At 71.6% G+C, this 16,804-nt stretch carries 12 protein-coding genes; 10 read left to right on the top strand and 2 right to left on the bottom strand.

All coding sequences use genetic code 11. The features are described 5' to 3' along the window. Positions 1-249: 249 nt before the first annotated feature. On the bottom strand, positions 250-3,282 hold the full coding sequence (locus tag O7626_RS19085) for a S8 family serine peptidase (protein WP_278062520.1): 3,033 nt from the start codon (positions 3,280-3,282) through the stop codon (positions 250-252). Positions 3,283-3,778: 496 nt separating this feature from the next. On the opposite strand from O7626_RS19085, the gene O7626_RS19080 reads away from it, so the two are divergent. The 3 genes from O7626_RS19080 to O7626_RS19070 are packed head-to-tail and all read left to right on the top strand — an operon-like array spanning position 3,779 to position 8,881. Continuing rightward, positions 3,779-5,050, top strand: a complete 1,272-nt coding sequence (locus O7626_RS19080) for a P-loop NTPase fold protein (protein WP_278062519.1) — start codon at positions 3,779-3,781, stop codon at positions 5,048-5,050. Continuing rightward, a complete protein-coding gene (locus tag O7626_RS19075; RefSeq protein ID WP_278062518.1) occupies positions 5,047-6,024 on the top strand; it encodes a hypothetical protein in 978 nt (325 codons plus the stop codon). The genes O7626_RS19080 and O7626_RS19075 overlap by 4 nt, the downstream gene beginning before the upstream one ends. Then, positions 6,017-8,881 carry a hypothetical protein gene (locus O7626_RS19070; RefSeq protein ID WP_278062517.1) on the top strand — a complete coding sequence of 955 codons (2,865 nt, stop codon included), beginning with the start codon at positions 6,017-6,019 and terminating at the stop codon, positions 8,879-8,881. Before O7626_RS19075 ends, O7626_RS19070 begins: the two co-directional genes overlap by 8 nt. Before the next feature lie 94 nt (positions 8,882-8,975). Here O7626_RS19070 and O7626_RS19065 read toward each other — a convergent pair whose 3' ends face one another. Beyond that, a complete protein-coding gene (locus tag O7626_RS19065; RefSeq protein ID WP_278062516.1) occupies positions 8,976-10,664 on the bottom strand; it encodes a glycoside hydrolase family 30 beta sandwich domain-containing protein in 1,689 nt (562 codons plus the stop codon). Positions 10,665-11,009: 345 nt separating this feature from the next. Here O7626_RS19065 and O7626_RS19060 point away from each other — a divergent pair, with 345 nt between their 5' ends. From O7626_RS19060 to O7626_RS19030, 7 genes are all read left to right on the top strand, one after another. Then, on the top strand, positions 11,010-12,827 hold the full coding sequence (locus tag O7626_RS19060) for an ABC transporter ATP-binding protein (RefSeq protein WP_278062515.1): 1,818 nt from the start codon (positions 11,010-11,012) through the stop codon (positions 12,825-12,827). Between the two features lie 74 nt (positions 12,828-12,901). Continuing rightward, positions 12,902-13,036 carry a keywimysin-related RiPP gene (locus O7626_RS19055; protein ID WP_278062514.1) on the top strand — a complete coding sequence of 45 codons (135 nt, stop codon included), beginning with the start codon at positions 12,902-12,904 and terminating at the stop codon, positions 13,034-13,036. Between the two features lie 40 nt (positions 13,037-13,076). Further along, positions 13,077-14,909 carry an asparagine synthase-related protein gene (locus O7626_RS19050; RefSeq protein ID WP_278062513.1) on the top strand — a complete coding sequence of 611 codons (1,833 nt, stop codon included), beginning with the start codon at positions 13,077-13,079 and terminating at the stop codon, positions 14,907-14,909. A 10-nt stretch (positions 14,910-14,919) separates the two neighbouring features. Then, positions 14,920-15,180: a lasso peptide biosynthesis PqqD family chaperone gene (locus O7626_RS19045; RefSeq protein WP_278062512.1), complete on the top strand. Its 261-nt coding sequence runs from the start codon at positions 14,920-14,922 to the stop codon at positions 15,178-15,180. An 11-nt stretch (positions 15,181-15,191) separates the two neighbouring features. Beyond that, complete coding sequence (locus O7626_RS19040) at positions 15,192-15,617, top strand: lasso peptide biosynthesis B2 protein (protein WP_278062511.1); 426 nt, start codon at positions 15,192-15,194, stop codon at positions 15,615-15,617. Continuing rightward, positions 15,614-16,156, top strand: a complete 543-nt coding sequence (locus tag O7626_RS19035) for a MauE/DoxX family redox-associated membrane protein (protein WP_278062510.1) — start codon at positions 15,614-15,616, stop codon at positions 16,154-16,156. Before O7626_RS19040 ends, O7626_RS19035 begins: the two co-directional genes overlap by 4 nt. An 8-nt stretch (positions 16,157-16,164) precedes the next feature. Next, complete coding sequence (locus O7626_RS19030) at positions 16,165-16,713, top strand: hypothetical protein (protein WP_278062509.1); 549 nt, start codon at positions 16,165-16,167, stop codon at positions 16,711-16,713. The last annotated feature ends 91 nt before the right edge of the window (positions 16,714-16,804 follow it).

The following is a 16,804-nucleotide window of genomic DNA, read 5'->3' as shown; positions in this document are numbered from 1 at the left end:
CACGAATCGCGACTGCTCCTCGTCGGTCTGCGTCTGCGCCCGTGGGCATTCTCGGCAGTTGCACAGTCTATGGCGCCGGATCCTCGGTGACGCGCTGGACGCCGGTCCTCAGCCGACTCTTGACGAGGTCGAGGACCGGCGCCCGCTGGCACAGTCGAGGCTGAAGGAATGACAGATCACTGACGGACGCGACCGGCGAGGGCAGGATCGTCCAGCCCGGCACCTCGCCGGTCGTCCGTCAGGTGATGGTCATCGCGAGCTGATCAGCGGCCCGGAGACGACCTTCCCACCGGTGGTGAACTCCGTGTACGCCCAGTGTTCGACGTTGGGCAGGGTGCCGGTCGGCGTCAGCCGGACGGTGTAGTAGTTCCCCCGGGTGAAGCTCGTGGTCGGGGTGCCTCCCGCGTCGGTGAGCTGCACCGTCGCACCGGTGTAGCTGCCGTTGCGGGCCAGGACCGTGGCGGCGAACTGGTAGTTGGCCGTCCCACCCGCCGTCGCGCCCCGCTGCGCGTGCACGTACGCCGTGTACGCGCCGGCCTCCGGCAGATACAGCACGCTCCGTTCGTTGCTGCTCCAGTAGTCGAGGCTGTGGCTGATCAGCCTGCCGTTCCGGTACACGTACAGGTCGAGGTTGGCGGCGCCGGTGCTCGTCGTCTGGACGACCAGGCCCGCCGACCCGGTCGGCACGGTGATGCTGTGCGACCGGATGTTGTCCCCCTGCGAGTCGAAGAAGGTCGACGGGTACGCCGTGGACAGGCTGGCGCTGCTCCACGAGACCGCCCGGTAGCCGGTGGTGCGGGTGGTCACCGACCCGGTGAACCCCGGCTGGAACAGTTTCTCGCCGAACGAGCCGTGCCAGCCGAACTGCGCGAGCGAGTCGCTGTCGTCGTCCGTCCTCGGGTTGAAGCCCCACGGCCTGGTCGACACGGTCATCCGTACCGAGTGCGTCGGGCTGGCCCAGGTGATGGCGCCCGCGGCGTACCGGTCGAAGGGCGCCGAGCCGCGGTTGACGGTGATCGCGACGGTGACCGAGTTGCCGGGACTCACGGTGAAGCTCGACGGGTTCATGGTGACCGACATCCCCGTCAGGCCGGAGACGCTGGCCTGGTAGGTCTCCTGCGTGCTACCGACGTTGGTGAACCTGCGGTTCACCGTGACCGTGTTCGTCCCGTCGTACTCCCGGAGTGCGATCGACGGCAGGTTGAGTTCCTTGCCGTCGGGTGTCGCGGCGTCCCGGAACGCGGTCAGCTCGGTCGCCGACGGCACCACGGCCAGGCCGGGGTCGTTGGCGCGGGTCGGGTCCGGCATCCCGCTGCCCTGCTTGAGGGGGCTGCTGGTGCCGACCGTGTCGGTCGCGGTGGTACGCAGTGCCGACGCGATGGTGCCGGGCGACCAGTTGGCGTGCAGACCCTTCAGGATGGCGGCCATCCCGGCGACGTGCGGCGCGGCCATCGAGGTGCCCGAGTACACGTCGAAGTTGCGGTTGTTGTTGCCGGGTGGCGCCACGGCGGCGACCACGTCGGTGCCCCGGGCCGCCAGGTCGGGCTTCTGGAGCCCGGTGTGGACCTGGTCCGGCCCCCAGGAGGAGAAGTTGACCACGGACGGCACGCCGGGCAGGCTGGAGCCGTTGCCGCCGGTGGAGAGCGTGACGGTGCCGGTGGTCGGCCGCCGCTGGAGATGGGTGAGGAGCGGACCGGCCTGCTGGCGGGTCCAGAGCGTCACCGTCGGGAAGCCGTACAGGTTGTTGATCCGCTTGACCTCCACGTCGCCGAAGAGGATCACCGCGGCGCCGCCCTTGGCCCGCACCTCGTCGACGGCGGCGAACTTGTCGCTGTAGTTGCAGGCGACGACCTTGCCCTGCACCTTCGTGGCGTCGAGCGAGCCCGGCTGGCAGCTGGTCGTGCCGTCCGTCGACGCCTGGCCGGCGTAGACCAACGACCTGGACCCGCTCGGCAGCGAGTCCACCGAGGTACCCACGATGCTCGCACCGCCGCCGAGCGCGATGGTGGCCTCGTTGGCGTTGCTGATCGCCGCACCGACGGTGGTCACCCACGGGTAGGTGTTGCTGATGGTGCCGGACTTGCCGTCGTTGCCGGCGGAGGCGGCCACGAACACCCCGGCCAGGTAGGCGTTGAGGAACGCGTTGCCGATGGCGTCGTTGGGGACGAAGTCGCCGCCGGTGTAACCGACGGAATAGTTGATCACCTGCACGCCGTCGGCGACCGCGGCGTCGATCGCCGCGATGATGTCGGCGTCCGTGCCGGTGCCGTCCCACAGGGCCTTGTACACCGCGATGTGCGCGTCCGGCGCCACCCCCGCGATGGGGCCGAGGTCGCGGCCGTCGACCACCGTGTTGGATACGGGTACACCGGCCGCGGTCGAGGCGGTGTGCGAACCGTGCCCGAGCATGTCCCGGGCCGAGAGCACCTCGTTGGTCGGCAGCGTGCCGTACCGGGCGAGATAGTCGGTGGCGAAGTGCCGGGCGCCGAGGATCTTGCCGTTGCAGGCGGACGCGGGGAACTGGTTGCCGGTCTGGCAGGTCCCCTGCCAGCCGGGAGGTGCCGACATCGTCCTGGCGAACGACGCGCTCTCCGGCCAGATGCCGGAGTCGATGACGCCGATCACGACACCGGCGCCGGTGCCGGGGGCGGCGAGGGCGACCGGGGCCTGCCCCGGCCTTCCGGTGGTCGCGCCGACGGTGTCGCGGAGCACGGCGGAGCCGGCCCGGCCGGTCGGCCGCTGTCCCCAGGTGCTGGTCGACGGCTGTCGCCAGGCGCTGGTCGGGGTCGTGGAGTGCGCCTCGACCGTGCGTTGTTCGGTGACCGCCGCGACCCGTTGGTCCGCGCGCAGCGCGGCGACCTGTGCCGGCGACAGCGACGCCGAAAAGCCGTTGAACGCGGTCGTGTACGTCTGGTCGGCGCGAGCATCCATAGTGGACAGCACCGCCGAGCGGGTGGCGGCGAGGTGGTCACGGTACCTGCGTGCCGCGTCCGATTGCGCGGCGAGCCTCTCGCCGGCCTTCGGGCGGGTGGCGGGCAGCGCGTCCACACCGCCGGAATACGCTGCCACCGGCGGTTCGGCGAGCCGGACCAGGTATCGGTCCGATTTGCCTTTCTCGGCGGGCGTGCTGGTTCGGCGTTCGTCGCCGTCGGTGAATGCGGCCGGCCCGGAGTTGTTCGCGAGCGCGGGAGTCGCGCCCAGAAGGCCGACGCCGGACGCCAGCAGGAGGGCGACGACAGGGGCCGCCAACCTGCGCTTCCATGGGTTGATACCGGTAGCCACCTGGCTCCTTCCTGGATGCCGAACGACATCCATTGATCATGGACTACGCCAGGTGGTAGACAGGCAGAGTTGACTCCATCAGATCCCCCGTGTAGTCACTGATCGACCTTCGCCGATCATATGATGTTTCGTCGGCGCGAGAGTGCCCGCTGGACCACAGTGGCCGATGACCAAAGTCACGTGGCGGGTCTCGATTTGTTCGACGGTGCTCCGCCCACGCCGGTGGCCACGGGACCTCCGTTCGACGCGGTCGCCGATCTGTCGGCCGAGTGCACCTGGCGCCCACCGGTGGTGCGGCGAGGACATCCAGTGGGCGGACGATCCGACGCTCGCTGTGCCGGTCTCCTCCGTTTGGGCCAATTCCATCCAGATCGTGGTTCCTCTATGGTGACGATGCCGTCGCGTCGGGTGGTGGCGATGCGTCCGTCCGCATCGACCTGTCCACCTCCCCGTCCGCGCCGGAGTCGCAGCTGTCCGCCGCCGCACCGGGAGACCCATGACCAGCCTCGCCGTGCTCTCCGACGCGCCCGTGTCCGGTCCGGACGATCGACTCCGGTTCGACCGGTACGTCGACCCGCTGGTCTCGCTGCTCACCAACCCCGACAGCCACACGCCGTTCACGGTGGGCGTGCTCGGCGCCTGGGGCAGCGGCAAGTCCAGCGTGCTCACCATGGTCGACGAGCGGCTGGCGACCGAGGCGCCGGACGCGTTCCTCCGGGTGCACTTCAACCCGTGGGTGCACCGCGGCGAGCCCAACATGCTCATCCCGCTGTTGCACGCGTTCCGTGACACGATCCTCGCCGACCGCCGGAAGCGGTTCGCCGAGACGGCTCTCAGGGTCACCTCGATGATCGGCTCACTGACCGCCGACCTGCTGCTGAGCACGGTCACGCTGGGCCAGGTCTCGATCGAGCGGTTCGACGCCGCGAAGGAGCGCTACGTCAGAGAGCGCGGCCAGGTCGCCAGCGAGCTGCGGACCCTGCGCGACACGTTGCGCGACGAGCTGGCCGCGCTCAAGGGCCAGGGCGTGCAGGCGGTGTTCTTCATCGACGACATCGACAGGTGCGAACCCGACCAGATCATCGACCTGCTCGAGTCGGTCAAGCTCTTCCTCGACGTGCCCGGCGTCTTCGTACTGATGGCGATCTCCAAGGAACTCGTGGACCGGGGCATCTCCGTCAAGTACCAGGGGCTCGGCTTCGACCAGGACGGGCTGGTGGACCTGGGCGACGAGTACCTGGAGAAGATGATCCAGCTTCCGCTGTACCTGCTGCCGTTGGACAGCCGGTCGGTGCGCGACCTCCTCGCGACCTGTGCCCCCGCAGAGCTGCTGGACGCGCACGGGACGCTGCTGGAGTCCTGCCTGCTGCCGAATCCGCGCAAGATCAAACGGGTGCTCAACTTCCTCGCGGTGACCAACTCGATCCTGGCCGGCAACGCCGACCTGGCCGAACTCGACGCCGACCTGGTGGCGCGGCTCGCCATCCTGCGGGTACAGGCCCCCAGGCTGTTCCTGGCCGTCGTACGCGAGCCCCGGGTGCTGGTGGTGCTGGAGCAGCTCTACGGGGACCGGCTGGCGTTCGCCGAGGATGCTATGGTCAATCGCTTCGGGCCGGACGACGGTCGCCTGTTGTACCGGGCGGTGGCGCCGCACCACCAGCGCGTGCCGCAGCTGCGACCGCTCTTCGCCACCTCGCGTTTCGAGGCGGAAGCCGCCCGGCTTGGCGACTACCTGAGCCTGTTCGGCGGACCCAGGGCCGAGGCATGAGCGGGTCGGTCGACTACCGACGCTACGGTCTGGCGAACGGGAACCCTTACGTCAACCGGCCGATCGACCCGAGCCGTGACACGGACCAGAACCTGTTCCTGACCCTCGCCGTCCTGCCGCCGATGGAGACCATCCGGGAACACATCGCCCGGGAGGCCCCCGGCGACGGCTCGACGGCGTTCCTGCTGTCGGGACGCAGCGGCGCCGGCCGCACCACGCTGGCGTACCTGATCACGAAGTTGTACCGCGAGATGCACGGTATCGACGACCTCCATCTCGAGTGCTTCGGCCGGAAGGACCACGACAGCCTGGCCCGTACCCACCGGGTGATCCAGGCGGTCCGCAACGCCGTCATGCGCCGGCACCGGGACCGCCGGCAGGAACTGAAGGCCGAGATACCCGACATCGACGACGGGATGACCGAACTCGGCCTGCAGGCCCAGGCGGACCACCTGGCCTACGTCATGCAGGACGTCAGGCCGCGCATGCACCTCGGGCTGCTCGTCGACGGCGTGCAGGACGACGGGTTCATGGACACGATGGCCGTGGTGTTCCGGCACGTGCCGGCCGTCGTCATCGTGACCCGGGACGAATACCGCACCGCGGACACCGCTTCCGCCAAGCGTCTCGCCGAACGCTCGGAATGGCAGCAGTGGGCCCTGCACCTGCATCTGCCGCCGCTGCCCGCCGAGGACATCGAACAGATCACCGAGAACCGGTGGCGGGCCGCCGCGGGGCCGGCCGAGTGCCCGTTCGAGCTGGCCGGCGTGCGCGACGTCCTCGGCCAGCGCCGGCTGCCGGCGGGCAGCGCGATCAAGTGGCTGGGCTGGCTCATGGAGGGCAAACTCAAGACCACCAGGGGCAGCGAGCGCTGGCCGGACGCCCGCGAGCTGCACATCACGGCCGACTGGATCGAGTCCGTGGTGGAGTGGGGCGGCAACGCGCCGCGCGGCGAGGACGACCACGATGGCTGAGGGCCTGCCGTCGCTCAACCCGTTCCCCGTGCAGGCGACCACGGCCATCGAGGAGGGCTCGTTCGTCGAGTCGTACCGGTCCTGGGCGCGGTCCGTCCCGACCCTGACCGTGGAACCGGTCCGCCGGCTGACCGGCCTGGCGCACCGCTACCGGGAGTCGTTCGAGGCGGGTGAGCGCGTCGAGGGGCAGGTGGCGTTCGTCCACGGCCCGCACGGTGCCGGCAAGACGCACGCGATCCGGGCCGCCGTCGGCCTGGCGGCGACCGAGGTGCGGCAGCCGCGGGTGCTGCCGTTGTACGTCAAGCTCGGTAGCCCCAACGCGGTGAACGCCTACCGCCGGCTGATGGCGCAGCTCTCCATCGACGAGCTGACCGATCTCGCACTGCGCTTCCTCGGCTCGTTGAGTGCGGCAGCCGGGCCGGCGCCGGCCGGGGCGGTCGAGAAACAACTGCGCGATGATCCGGCGACGCTGCTGACGATGTTCAGCGACCACGTGTTGGAGCGGGGCCTGCTGTTGCAGGCGCAGGCCGACCGGCTGCGCACCGTCGTCACCGGGGAGCTGGACTTCCAGCGGGCGCTTACCTACCTGCTGGAGCCAGAGCTCAAGGAGGCGGCGTACCGGTGGTTGCAGGGGCGGCAGCTCACCGATCCCGAACTGCGCCAGCTCGGCCTCTCCGGACTGCTCGACTCGCCCGACCAGTGCCGGTACGGCCTGCAACTGCTCACGCTGATCTGCACCCGGGCCGGCCGGCCGCTGACCCTGATCCTGGACCAGGCCGAGAAGTTCCTGGCCCAGCCGGACGGCAGGATGGTCGCCGACAGCGCGAGCTTCCTGCACTCGCTGGTCGAGGCCGTGCCCGACCTCGGCGGCATGTTGGTGGTCGCGGCCAACGACGAGATCTGGCGGATGCTGCCGGACGACCTGCGGCAGCGCTTCGGCGTCAACGACATCGCGTGTACCGCGCTACAGCCAGGGCAGGCGCTGGAACTGCTCGGGCTCTACGTGCTCGCCGCCTACGGCCCGCAGGCGCCGGCCGGCTACCACGCACCCCAGCCGTTCACCGAGGACGCGGTGCGGAAGTTGCTGGTGATCAGCGGCGGCAACCCGCGGTCACTGTTGCAGCTCGCCTGGCAGTCGTTCGACCGGCTCGGACCGGGACAGTACGAGATCGACGTGACAGCCGTGCCGGACAAGGTGGTGCGCTACGAGCGCGCCCAGGTCGAGGCGTCGGTGCGGCGGGCACTCTGGCGCCTCGGGCCGCTGGTGCGCGACCCGGAGCCCGGATTCCAGTACGCCGTGGCGCTCGAAGGGACCGGCGGACTGCTCGTCCGCATCCGGGAGGCGTCGTTCTATCTCGAGGAGGCCGAGCGGGCCGAGGACGACATCCGGGCGCGGTCCTCGTCGACCGGCGACACCGGCCGGCTCGACCGGGCCGTGCTGGTCGTCATCGGGTACGCCAGTGAGGACGTCCTGCACCTGCTGGGCGGCGTGTACGACGACGTCGTCGTCTACCGTGACGCCGACTCCTTCGCCGAGCAGCTGCTCGGGCTGGTGCACCGGCAGGGCGGGCCGGACGTCGGGGAGGACCGGCGCGACTACTCCGGCGCGTACGAGCGGCTGGGCGAACTCGGCTGGTCGCGAGCTGTGGCCGCCGACTCGATCACCGGTGCCGCCAGCGCGGTGGCCCGGCAGGATGACGCCGAGCACGCCGCCCGGCGCTTCGCCGAGCTGGGTCACCGCTGGCCCGCCGAGCGGGACCGGCTGGTCGGGCGCATCGCCGAGGCCCGGCGGGAGCGGGAGCGGATCGAACTTGACGAGTTGCAGCGGGCGGCCGACGAGTACCGCCGGAGTCGCTGGCGCCGACGGTCGCTCGTCGCGGCGGCGGTGCCGCTGGCCTTCGCCATATTCGCCGTCCTGACGCGGCTGTTCACCGACAGCGACGTGCCGCCGCAGTTTGACCTGGCCCTCGGCGGGCTCGCGCTCGCGCTGAGCATCCTCGCCGCCGCCGTCAGCTTCGACGTGCCTCGCGCGAACCCGCCGCGGCCGGTGTCGCTGGGCGCGGCCGAGCGGATCGCGCGTCAGCGGTTCTTCGGCCGGTCGACCGGGAGTGGCAGTGTGGCCGGGCCCGCGGATCTGCGCGCCGCCGACCCGTACCGGCGGTACGGCGCGCTGCGCGTCGGGCTGCGCGGCGAGACGTCACTACAGCTGTTGCAGGCGTTGCAGGTCGAGCAGGTGGCGATCATCCGGCGGGCGCTCGCGCACCGGCTGGGGCAGGCCATGTCCCGGGATGGCGGCGCGATCCTGGCGGACACGGTGCTGGCGCTGGACACCGACGAACTTCCCTACCTGCTGGAGCCTTACCGGTCCCCGTACTGGCAGGACATCGCCGGGCTGCCCGCGCCGGTGCTGGTGCCGGTCCTGCTGGCGAACCGGTATGGCAGGGACATCCGGACGGGACGGCGGGCGCCGCAGTGGCACCCCGGAAACGTGGTCGAGGCGGTGCCGGCCGGCGTGGAAGAGCCGGACCCGGCCGCCACCAACGACACGGCGGACCCGGCCGCCACCGAGGAGACGCTCGACAGCGGAGATCTGGATCCCTCCGTCCGTCTCGTCGCGCGGACCGCGGCCGGCGAGGGCGCGCTCGGCGAGGCCTACACGGTGGGCCTGACCCCGGACCGCCTGCGGCGAGCTCTCGACGAAACGCACCAGGAGCAGTTGTACCGGGCGGCCCGGCTCGTGTCGCCGTTCGAGGGCGTTGGCGTCGCCGATCACCTGACGCTGGCCGACGAGATCGAACGGCTCTACCTCTTCCTGGAGCAGGTCCTCTTCTACCGCCGCGGCGGCATCGGCCCCTGAACCCGCCCGTTTCTCCAACGCTCGGGTCAGGATCGCCCCTACCCGTCGGGCAGACCGCCGCCTCGGGCGCCTGCTCGGGCGCCTGCTCCGCCGCTCAGCCGGCGGTGCAGGATCTGACCTGTGGTCGGCCGCCGGAGTTGCCGTTCGTCATGGTGGTGAAGCCGAACGTGTTGCCGCTGCCGTTGGAGCGCATCGTCAGTACGGTGTTGTTGTTGCTGAGGCTGGCGGTGCCGCTCCAGGTGGTGGTGATCGACTGTGGTGAGCTGACGGCGACGACGACGGTCCAGTTGGCGGCGCCGCTGACCGTCACGGAGGTGTTGTAGCGGTCGCCCCAGACCGTTCCGGTCGTCGTCGACGCGGTGCAGCCGCCGGCCGGCGGGGTGCTGGGCGGCGTGGTCGACGGCGGGGTGGTCGGGTTCGTCGAGGGCTGGCCGGTCGGTGGGGTGGTCGGGGCCGGACCCTCGCTGACGGTGACGGTGGAGATGCTCCGCGCCGGGATGTTGACGGTCGCCTGCCCGTCGCCCAGGCTCACCGGCTGAGCCGCCGCACCCAGGCTCTGCGAGGTGACTGTGTACTCGGCGTTCGAGATGCTCTGCGGCGTCTGGACGACGGCGTTGTTGACCGCGCTGTTCGAGCGGTTGAGGATCACCAGCGTGACCTTGCCCCTGCCCTGGTAGGCAGTGACCTCCAGGCCGGAGGTTCGCGAGCTCTTCGTCACGGCGACCCGCCGGTCGCCGGGGCGGACGTACCTGGCGTACTGCGAGAACGCCTGGCCGCGCCGGAGGACCTGACCCTTCGTGGTGCCGTACTGCGACTCGCCGTCGCCGACGAAGGAGTAGAAGCGGCGGCCGTACCACCAGACGTACGCGCTCCAGCCGGACTCCATGGACCTGTGCACGGTCCGCATGATGTCGTCGAGGCTCTCGTTCCAGACGGTCGCGTTGCCGGGGTTTCCCCAGATGTTCGAGCCGTTCCCGTCGGCCGCGTGCAGGTTCCACTCGGTCATCCACTGGTGCTTGCCGTACTGGTTCGCCAGCGGGTACGGGGAGAGGTTTCCGCTGTTCTCGGCGTCGTAGAGGTGCCCGCCGACGTAGCCGATGTTGTTGCGTGCCGTGGCGTCCTGGAGGGTCGGGTCGGAGTACCCGCGGTTGAACCGCAGGGACTCGCCGACCATCAGTCTGGTGTCCCTGACCTTCGCGCCCTGGTCGCGGACCCAGTTCCGCAGCTCGGTGCCGGTCCAGTCCATGGAGTCGTAGTCGGGGTGCCAGTCCGGTTCGTTCTGCACCGAGGTCACGTCGATGGCGACGCCCTGGCTCTTCATGTACTGCACGTAACCGTTGAGGTGCTCGGCATAGTCGTCGTAGTAGTCGGTCCGGAGTTTTCCGCCGTTGATCCTGCTGTTGTTCGTCTTGAAGTTCGCCGGGGCGGTCCAGGGCGAGGCCAGGATCTTGACGTCGGAGCCGTAGGACTTCGCGGTTCGCAGGCTGCTCGCGTACAGGTTCCACTCGCTCGACACCGGTGACACCACGGTCCGGATGATCGACAGCCCGAGCTGCCCCGGGCCGGTACCGACGAGTGTCTGGGTCTCGCTGTCCGTCCACGGGTCGCCGGACCCACCGAAGATCGGGGTCGCGGCCCCGAAGCCGTCGATCGTCTGGTGGGTCGAGGCGGTGTTGACGGTGAGGTCGGGCGTCGCGGCCGACAGGGGCGGGGCGGTCAGGACTCCCGCCACGGTGGTCAACGCGGTGGCCGCGGCCACCATCAGGATCCGGGACCTGTTCACGGTTCTACTCCACTGGCTAGGGCGGCAACGACCTTCGAAGGCGGTGGGCGTGAGGTCGCCGCGACGGCCCGGTGCGGGGAAGGTGGGTGCCGCATCCGACGGAGCGGAAGTCCCGTGACCGGTTGCATAGAAGTCTGTCTATGCAAGTGTTGAATCTAGCCCCGATTCCGGACGCTGGCAACCCTCGTAGGCACAGCTCCGATATAGCCGGAGTATCGGACCGCGCCGGAAGGTGTCGGTGGGCCGGCGCCGAAGCCGGCCGGCAACTCCCTTCAGCCCGGCAGTTCCGACGCCCGGCAACTCCCTTCATCCCGGCAACTTCGACATCCCGGTGAGGACGACGGCATGCCTCCCAACACCTGTGCCGCCGGCCGGACGCCACTGACGTCCCTGCTCAGCTACGTCCGCCCGCACGCCCCCGGACTGCTCGGCGGAGCGGCTCTGATGTTCCTCGGTGGACTGGCCAACCTCGCCCAGCCGATGGTGGTGAAGAGCCTGATCGACGCGCTGACCGGCGGCACCCCGTACCGCGAGCCGATGCTGGCGCTGGTCTCGCTGCTGCTGCTCAGCGTGGTCGTCGGGGTCTGGGGCATGTACCTGGTGGAGCTGACCGCCGAGAGCGTCGTGCTGACCGCGCGCCGGCGGCTCGTCACCCGGCTGCTGCGCCTGCGGGTCGCGGTCGTCGACGGCGCCGAGCCCGGCGACCTGATGTCGCGGGTGACCGGCGACACCACGCAACTGCGCGCGGCGGCCACCAGCAACGTCGTCGACCTGGTCGCCGGGATCCTCCAGATCGCCGGCGCGGTGGTCCTGATGGCCCGGCTCGACCCGGTCCTGCTCGCGGTGGTAATGGTCGTGCTGCTGCTGCTCGCCGCCGTGACGCTGGCCCTGGTGCCCCGGATCCGCCGCGCCGGGGAACAGGCACAGGAGGCGGTCGGCGGGATGGGAGCGGTCCTCGAACGTACGCTGGGGGCCTTTCGGACGGTCAAGGCCAACGGCGCCGAGGAGCAGCAGGCCCGCGCGGTGCACGCCGCGGCCAGGCAGGCGTGGCGACGGGGGCGGCAGGCCGCGCGGTGGGTCTCGCTGGCCGGCGTCGCCACCGGCCTCGCGGTTCAGGTCGCCTTCCTCGTGGTACTCGGGGTGGGCGGGGCCCGGGTCGCCGCCGACGAACTGCCGGTGTCCGCGCTCGTCGCCTTCCTGCTGTACCTCTTCTACCTCGGCGGCCCGGTGACCCAGCTGGTGGGCGGCTTCACCGGGCTACAGGCCGGGCTGGCCGCGGTCCGCCGGATCGACGGGATCGCCGACCTCGCCGCCGAGGACCTGAGCCGGCCGGCGGACCGGGACCGCGCCGGGGCGCCGGTGACGGTGCGGTTCCGGGACGTCTCGCTGCGACATCGGCCCGACGGTCCGGCGATCCTGGACCGGGTCGACCTGCGGCTGTCCTCGACCGGACTCACCGCCGTCGTAGGGCCCTCCGGCGCCGGGAAGACGACCCTGCTGGCGCTGGTCGAGCGCTTCTACGAGCCGACCACCGGTCAGGTCGAGATCGACGGCCGCGACGTACGGGAATGGCCCCTGGCCGAGCTGCGCGCCCGGATCGGCTACGTCGAGCAGGAGGCTCCGGTGCTGTCCGGAACACTGCTGGACAACCTGACGATGGGCTCGGCGCGGACCTCGGAGCCCTGGCTGGCGGAGGTCCTCGAACGGACCCGCCTCGTCCCGCTGCTGCGACGGCTGCCGGACGGCCTGCACACCGCGGTCGGGCATCGCGGCGCGTCGCTCTCCGGCGGCGAACGGCAGCGCATCGCGATCGCCCGTGCCCTGCTGCGCCGGCCGGGCCTGCTGCTGCTCGACGAGCCGACCTCGCAGCTCGACGCCATGAACGAACGCGCGCTCGGCCAGATCGTCGCCGACGTCGCGCGGACCACCACGGTGGTGATGGTGGCGCACCGGCTCTCCACCGTGACCAGGGCCGACCGCATCGTCGTGCTGGAGGCGGGCCGGGTCCGCGCCGTCGGCACGCACGCCGACCTGGTGGACGGCTGCGACCTGTACCGCGGGCTGGCCGCGACCCAGCTGCTCACCGGGATCGGCACCCGACAGCCGAAGCAGAGTCCCGACGCCCGACACCCGCAGCAAAGCTCCGATATCGCAGCAATATAGATCGATCTCGGATAGTGCACGCACGACGGGCTCAGGACGTCGGAGCCCGCGACCCAACCAAGGAGGACACCGAGATGGTGCAGAAGACGGCGTACCAGCGCCCGACCCTGTCGAAGCAGGGCACGTTCGCCCGCGAGACGGCCGGCAGCCTGTTCACGAGCTGCCGGGAGTCGTTCGTCACCCAGAAGCCGCGCTCGATCTGCAGCTGACGGCGCGCGCCCACCGTACCGAGACAGAGGGGTAGTTCCGATGGTGGCCGTACCGGACGTGGCATCCGGGCTCTCGTGGTTCCTGGTCGTCCCCGACACCGACGGCGGTCGCGCACTCGCCGAACCGCTCCGGCAGCCGGGAACCGGACTGCGGACGCTCACCCACGCCTCCGGACGGCCGTGGCTGCTCGGTCGGTGGACGGACGACGAGGTGGCGGTGGCCGAGTTCGGCGACCGCCGCCTCGTCGCGCTGGGCGAGCACCGTCTCGGGGCGGGCGACCTCGAACGACTCGGTGCCGGCGCCCGAGACGCCGGACAACTGTGTGCCGCCCTGCACGGCCTGCCGGGCAGCTTCCACGCGCTCGCCTCCACCCCGGCGGGTACGGCGGTGCACGGCAGCCTCTCCGGCTACCGCCGGGTCTTCTTCGCCTCGGCGGGGGAGCAGACCCTCGCCGCCGACCGGGCCGACGTACTGGCCGGGTTCACCGGCGGGCGGGTCGACGACGAGGCGCTCGCGCTGCGGATGCTCGCCCCGTACGCCCCCTGGCCGATCTTCTGGCAGCCGGTCTGGCGCGGGGTGCACGCCGTACCGCCGGACCGGCGCCTGCTGCTGGACCGGGCCGCCGCGCCGCGCACCGTGACCAGGTGGCGCGCCCCCGAACCCGTACTCGACCTGGCCACCGCCGCCGACCGACTGCACCGGGCGCTCTCCGACGCCGTGGCCGTGCGGGCGGGAGCCGACGAGGTGGTGGCGAGCGACCTGAGCGGCCTGGACTCGACGTCGCTGTGCGCGCTGGCCGCCCGGGGCGGCAGCCGGGTGGTGGGACTGACCTGTGTGAGCCCGGACCCACTCGACGACGACCTGCCGTGGGCCCGCCGGGCCGCCGCCGAACTCGGCTCCGTGCGGCACGAGGTGGTGGACGGCGAGGCGAACCCGCTGCCGTACGAGGGCATCCTCCGGCCGGAGGACCGGTTCGACGAACCGACCGCCGCGGTGCTGTACCGGGCGAGCTTCCTGGCGGTGTCCCGCCGGGCCGCCGAGCACGGCGCCGGTGTCCGGCTCACCGGGTTCGGCGGTGACGAGCTGCTCACCGCCGACCCCGCGATGCAGCTGACCCTGCTGCGGACGCATCCCTGGCAGGCCGTCCGTCAACTGCGGCTACTCCGCTCGGCATACCGGTGGGGACGCCGGGAAACGCTGCGGGCGATCGTGGACCGGCGCTCGTACGGAGACTGGATGGCGTCGCTCGGCGGTGACCTCGACGGGGCCGGAAGCACCCGGGCGCGTCCGCTGCTCGGCTGGGGGGTGCCGGTCGCGACGGCCCCGTGGCTGACCGCCGATGCCCGGGCCCGGCTGGTCGAGGCACTGCGCGGGCGGGCGGGTACGGCGCTGCCGCTCTCCGCCGACCGTGGCCTGCACGGTCGGCTCGCCGGGGTGTACGCGGGTGCGGCGAACGCCCGGCACCTTGCCCAGTCGACACGCCGGGTCGGGGTGACCGCGGCCCTGCCGTACCTCGACGACCAGGTCCTGGAGGCATGCCTGGCGGCACATCCCGCCCAGGTCACCTCGCCCCGGCACTACAAGCCGCTGATCCGCGCCGCCATGGCGCCGGTGCTGCCCGAGGCTCTGCTGGCCCGGGACACCAAGGCAGACACCTCGATCGCCGCGACCCGTGGCGCGCACCGGTACCGCGACGACCTGCTCGCGCTCGCCGACGACTCGCGGCTCGCCGGGCACGGCCTGGTGGACGTCGCGGCGCTGCGCGCGGCCGTTCGCGCTCCGGACGACCGCACCTGGTACGACCTCGACCAGACGCTGGCCTGCGAGACCTGGTTGCGGACCGTGGAACCCGCCCCCGCCATCCGATGCTGAGGGAACGACGATGACCTGGAAGTTGCCCGACCGGGTGTCCTGGACACCGACGGAGTACGGCGGCGTGCTGCTGGACGCCGCCTCCGGCGAGTACTGGACGCTCAATCCGACCGGGGCGGTGGTGCTCGGCTCGCTGCTGGCCGGCGGGAACCCCGAGCAGGCGGCGGCCCGGCTCGCGGCGGAGTTCGACGGCGACCCGGCGGTGATGGCCGCCGAGGTGCCGGAGCTGATCGCCGAGTTGGCGGCGGCCGGACTGGTGGTCGCGGGGTGACCTCGGAACAGGTGCTCAGACACGACCCCCGGCGCCTCGGCGTGCGGCGGCGGCTGACCGTGCGTGCGGCAGTCGTCGTGGCCCGGTTGCTGGCCGTGCAGAAGCCCGACCGCATCCGTCTGGTGCTGCGTCGGCTCAGCCGTGGCGCGCGGCCGGCGAGTCGGGCGGAGGCCGCCGCCGCACGCCGGGACACCGTGACGACGAGCGCCTTCTGTAGCGGTCCGGTGGGTTGCCTGCCACGCTCGATCGCCACCGTGCTGCTGTGCCGGCTGGCGGGCAGTTGGCCGGTCTGGCACGCCGGGGTACGCCGGTATCCGCCCTTCGGCGCGCATGCCTGGGTGTCGGTGGACGGCATTCCGGTGGACGAGCCGTATCCGGAGGACTTCCATATCCCGCTGCTGACCGTCGCCGTCGACGACCGACCGGAACCCGGATGAGCACCGTGCTCGGGTACGTCTCGCTGCTCTGCCGTGGCACCCTCGTCGTGGTGTTCGCGCTCTCCGTGGTCGGCAAGCTGCGCAGCCGGGCGGCCTACGCCGGGTTCCGGGACGCCACCTGGCGGTTGACGGGACTGTCTGCGGAACGGACGGCGGCGCTGGCCCGGCTCGTCGTGGCCGGCGAGGTCACCGTGGCGCTGACCGCGTCCGCCGGCCCGTTCTGCAGTGCCGGAGTCGGTCTGGCCGGTGTGCTGCTGGTCGGTTTCACCTGGGCGCTGGTGCGATCACCGGAGTCGGGGCGGGCGCTGGAGTGCGGGTGCTTCGGCTCGGTGGTCTCCGCCACCCGGCGTACGGCGATTGCCCGCAACGTCCTGCTGCTGGCCGTGGTGGCCGGCGGCATCGCGAGTACCCGACTCCGGACCGGGGCCGCACCGCTGGGCTGGGACGCCGCCCTGGTGTGTGCGGTCGGCGCCGTCGCGCTGGCCGTGGTGATCACCCGGCTGGACGAGATCACCTCCCTGTTCTCCGCTCGCCTGTGAGGCCGCAGATGTCCGTGCTCGTCGCCGTCGTCGTGCTCAGCAGCGCCTGGTGCGCGTTCAACACGGCCCTGCTGGTCGCGGTCGTGCGGCGGCTGCGCTACCAGTCCGAACTGCTGTCGGAGGTGGAGCGGCAGGGGGTTCCCGCGCGTGCCCTGCCGCGCGGTGACACCGTGCGGGACTTTCTCGTCCACGACACGCGCGGCCGGCCGGTCACGCCGGTCGTACCGGCGGCCACGCTTGTCGGCTTCTTCAGCCCGACCTGCCCATCCTGCCGTCGTGAGCGGGCCCGCTTCCGGGCGGTGGCGGCGCGCTGGCCGGGCGGTTCCGAGCGGGTACTCGCCGTGGTGACGGGACCGGCCGCGTCGGCCCGGTTCCTCCGCCGGCTCGACCCGGTGGCCCGGATCGTCGTCGACCCGGACAGCGCGATGCGGCAAGCTTTCGGGATCGAGAGCTTCCCGGCGATCTTCGTGCTGGCCGGGGCCGGGTGCCTGAGCTGGACGGGTATCCATGCCGACGCGGTACCGGGCCTGGCCGCCACCTCGTCCGGTGCCGGATGACCGGCTGGTCGACGCGCCGACCGGCTGGTCGATGCGCCTGGTCGACTGGTTGCCGCGCCGCGACCGCTTGAGGCGCCCGCTGGTGCGCTGC

The organism is Micromonospora sp. WMMD1102, assembly GCF_029626265.1.
Taxonomy (GTDB): domain Bacteria; phylum Actinomycetota; class Actinomycetes; order Mycobacteriales; family Micromonosporaceae; genus Plantactinospora.
This window is presented reverse-complemented; position numbering and strand designations above follow the sequence as displayed.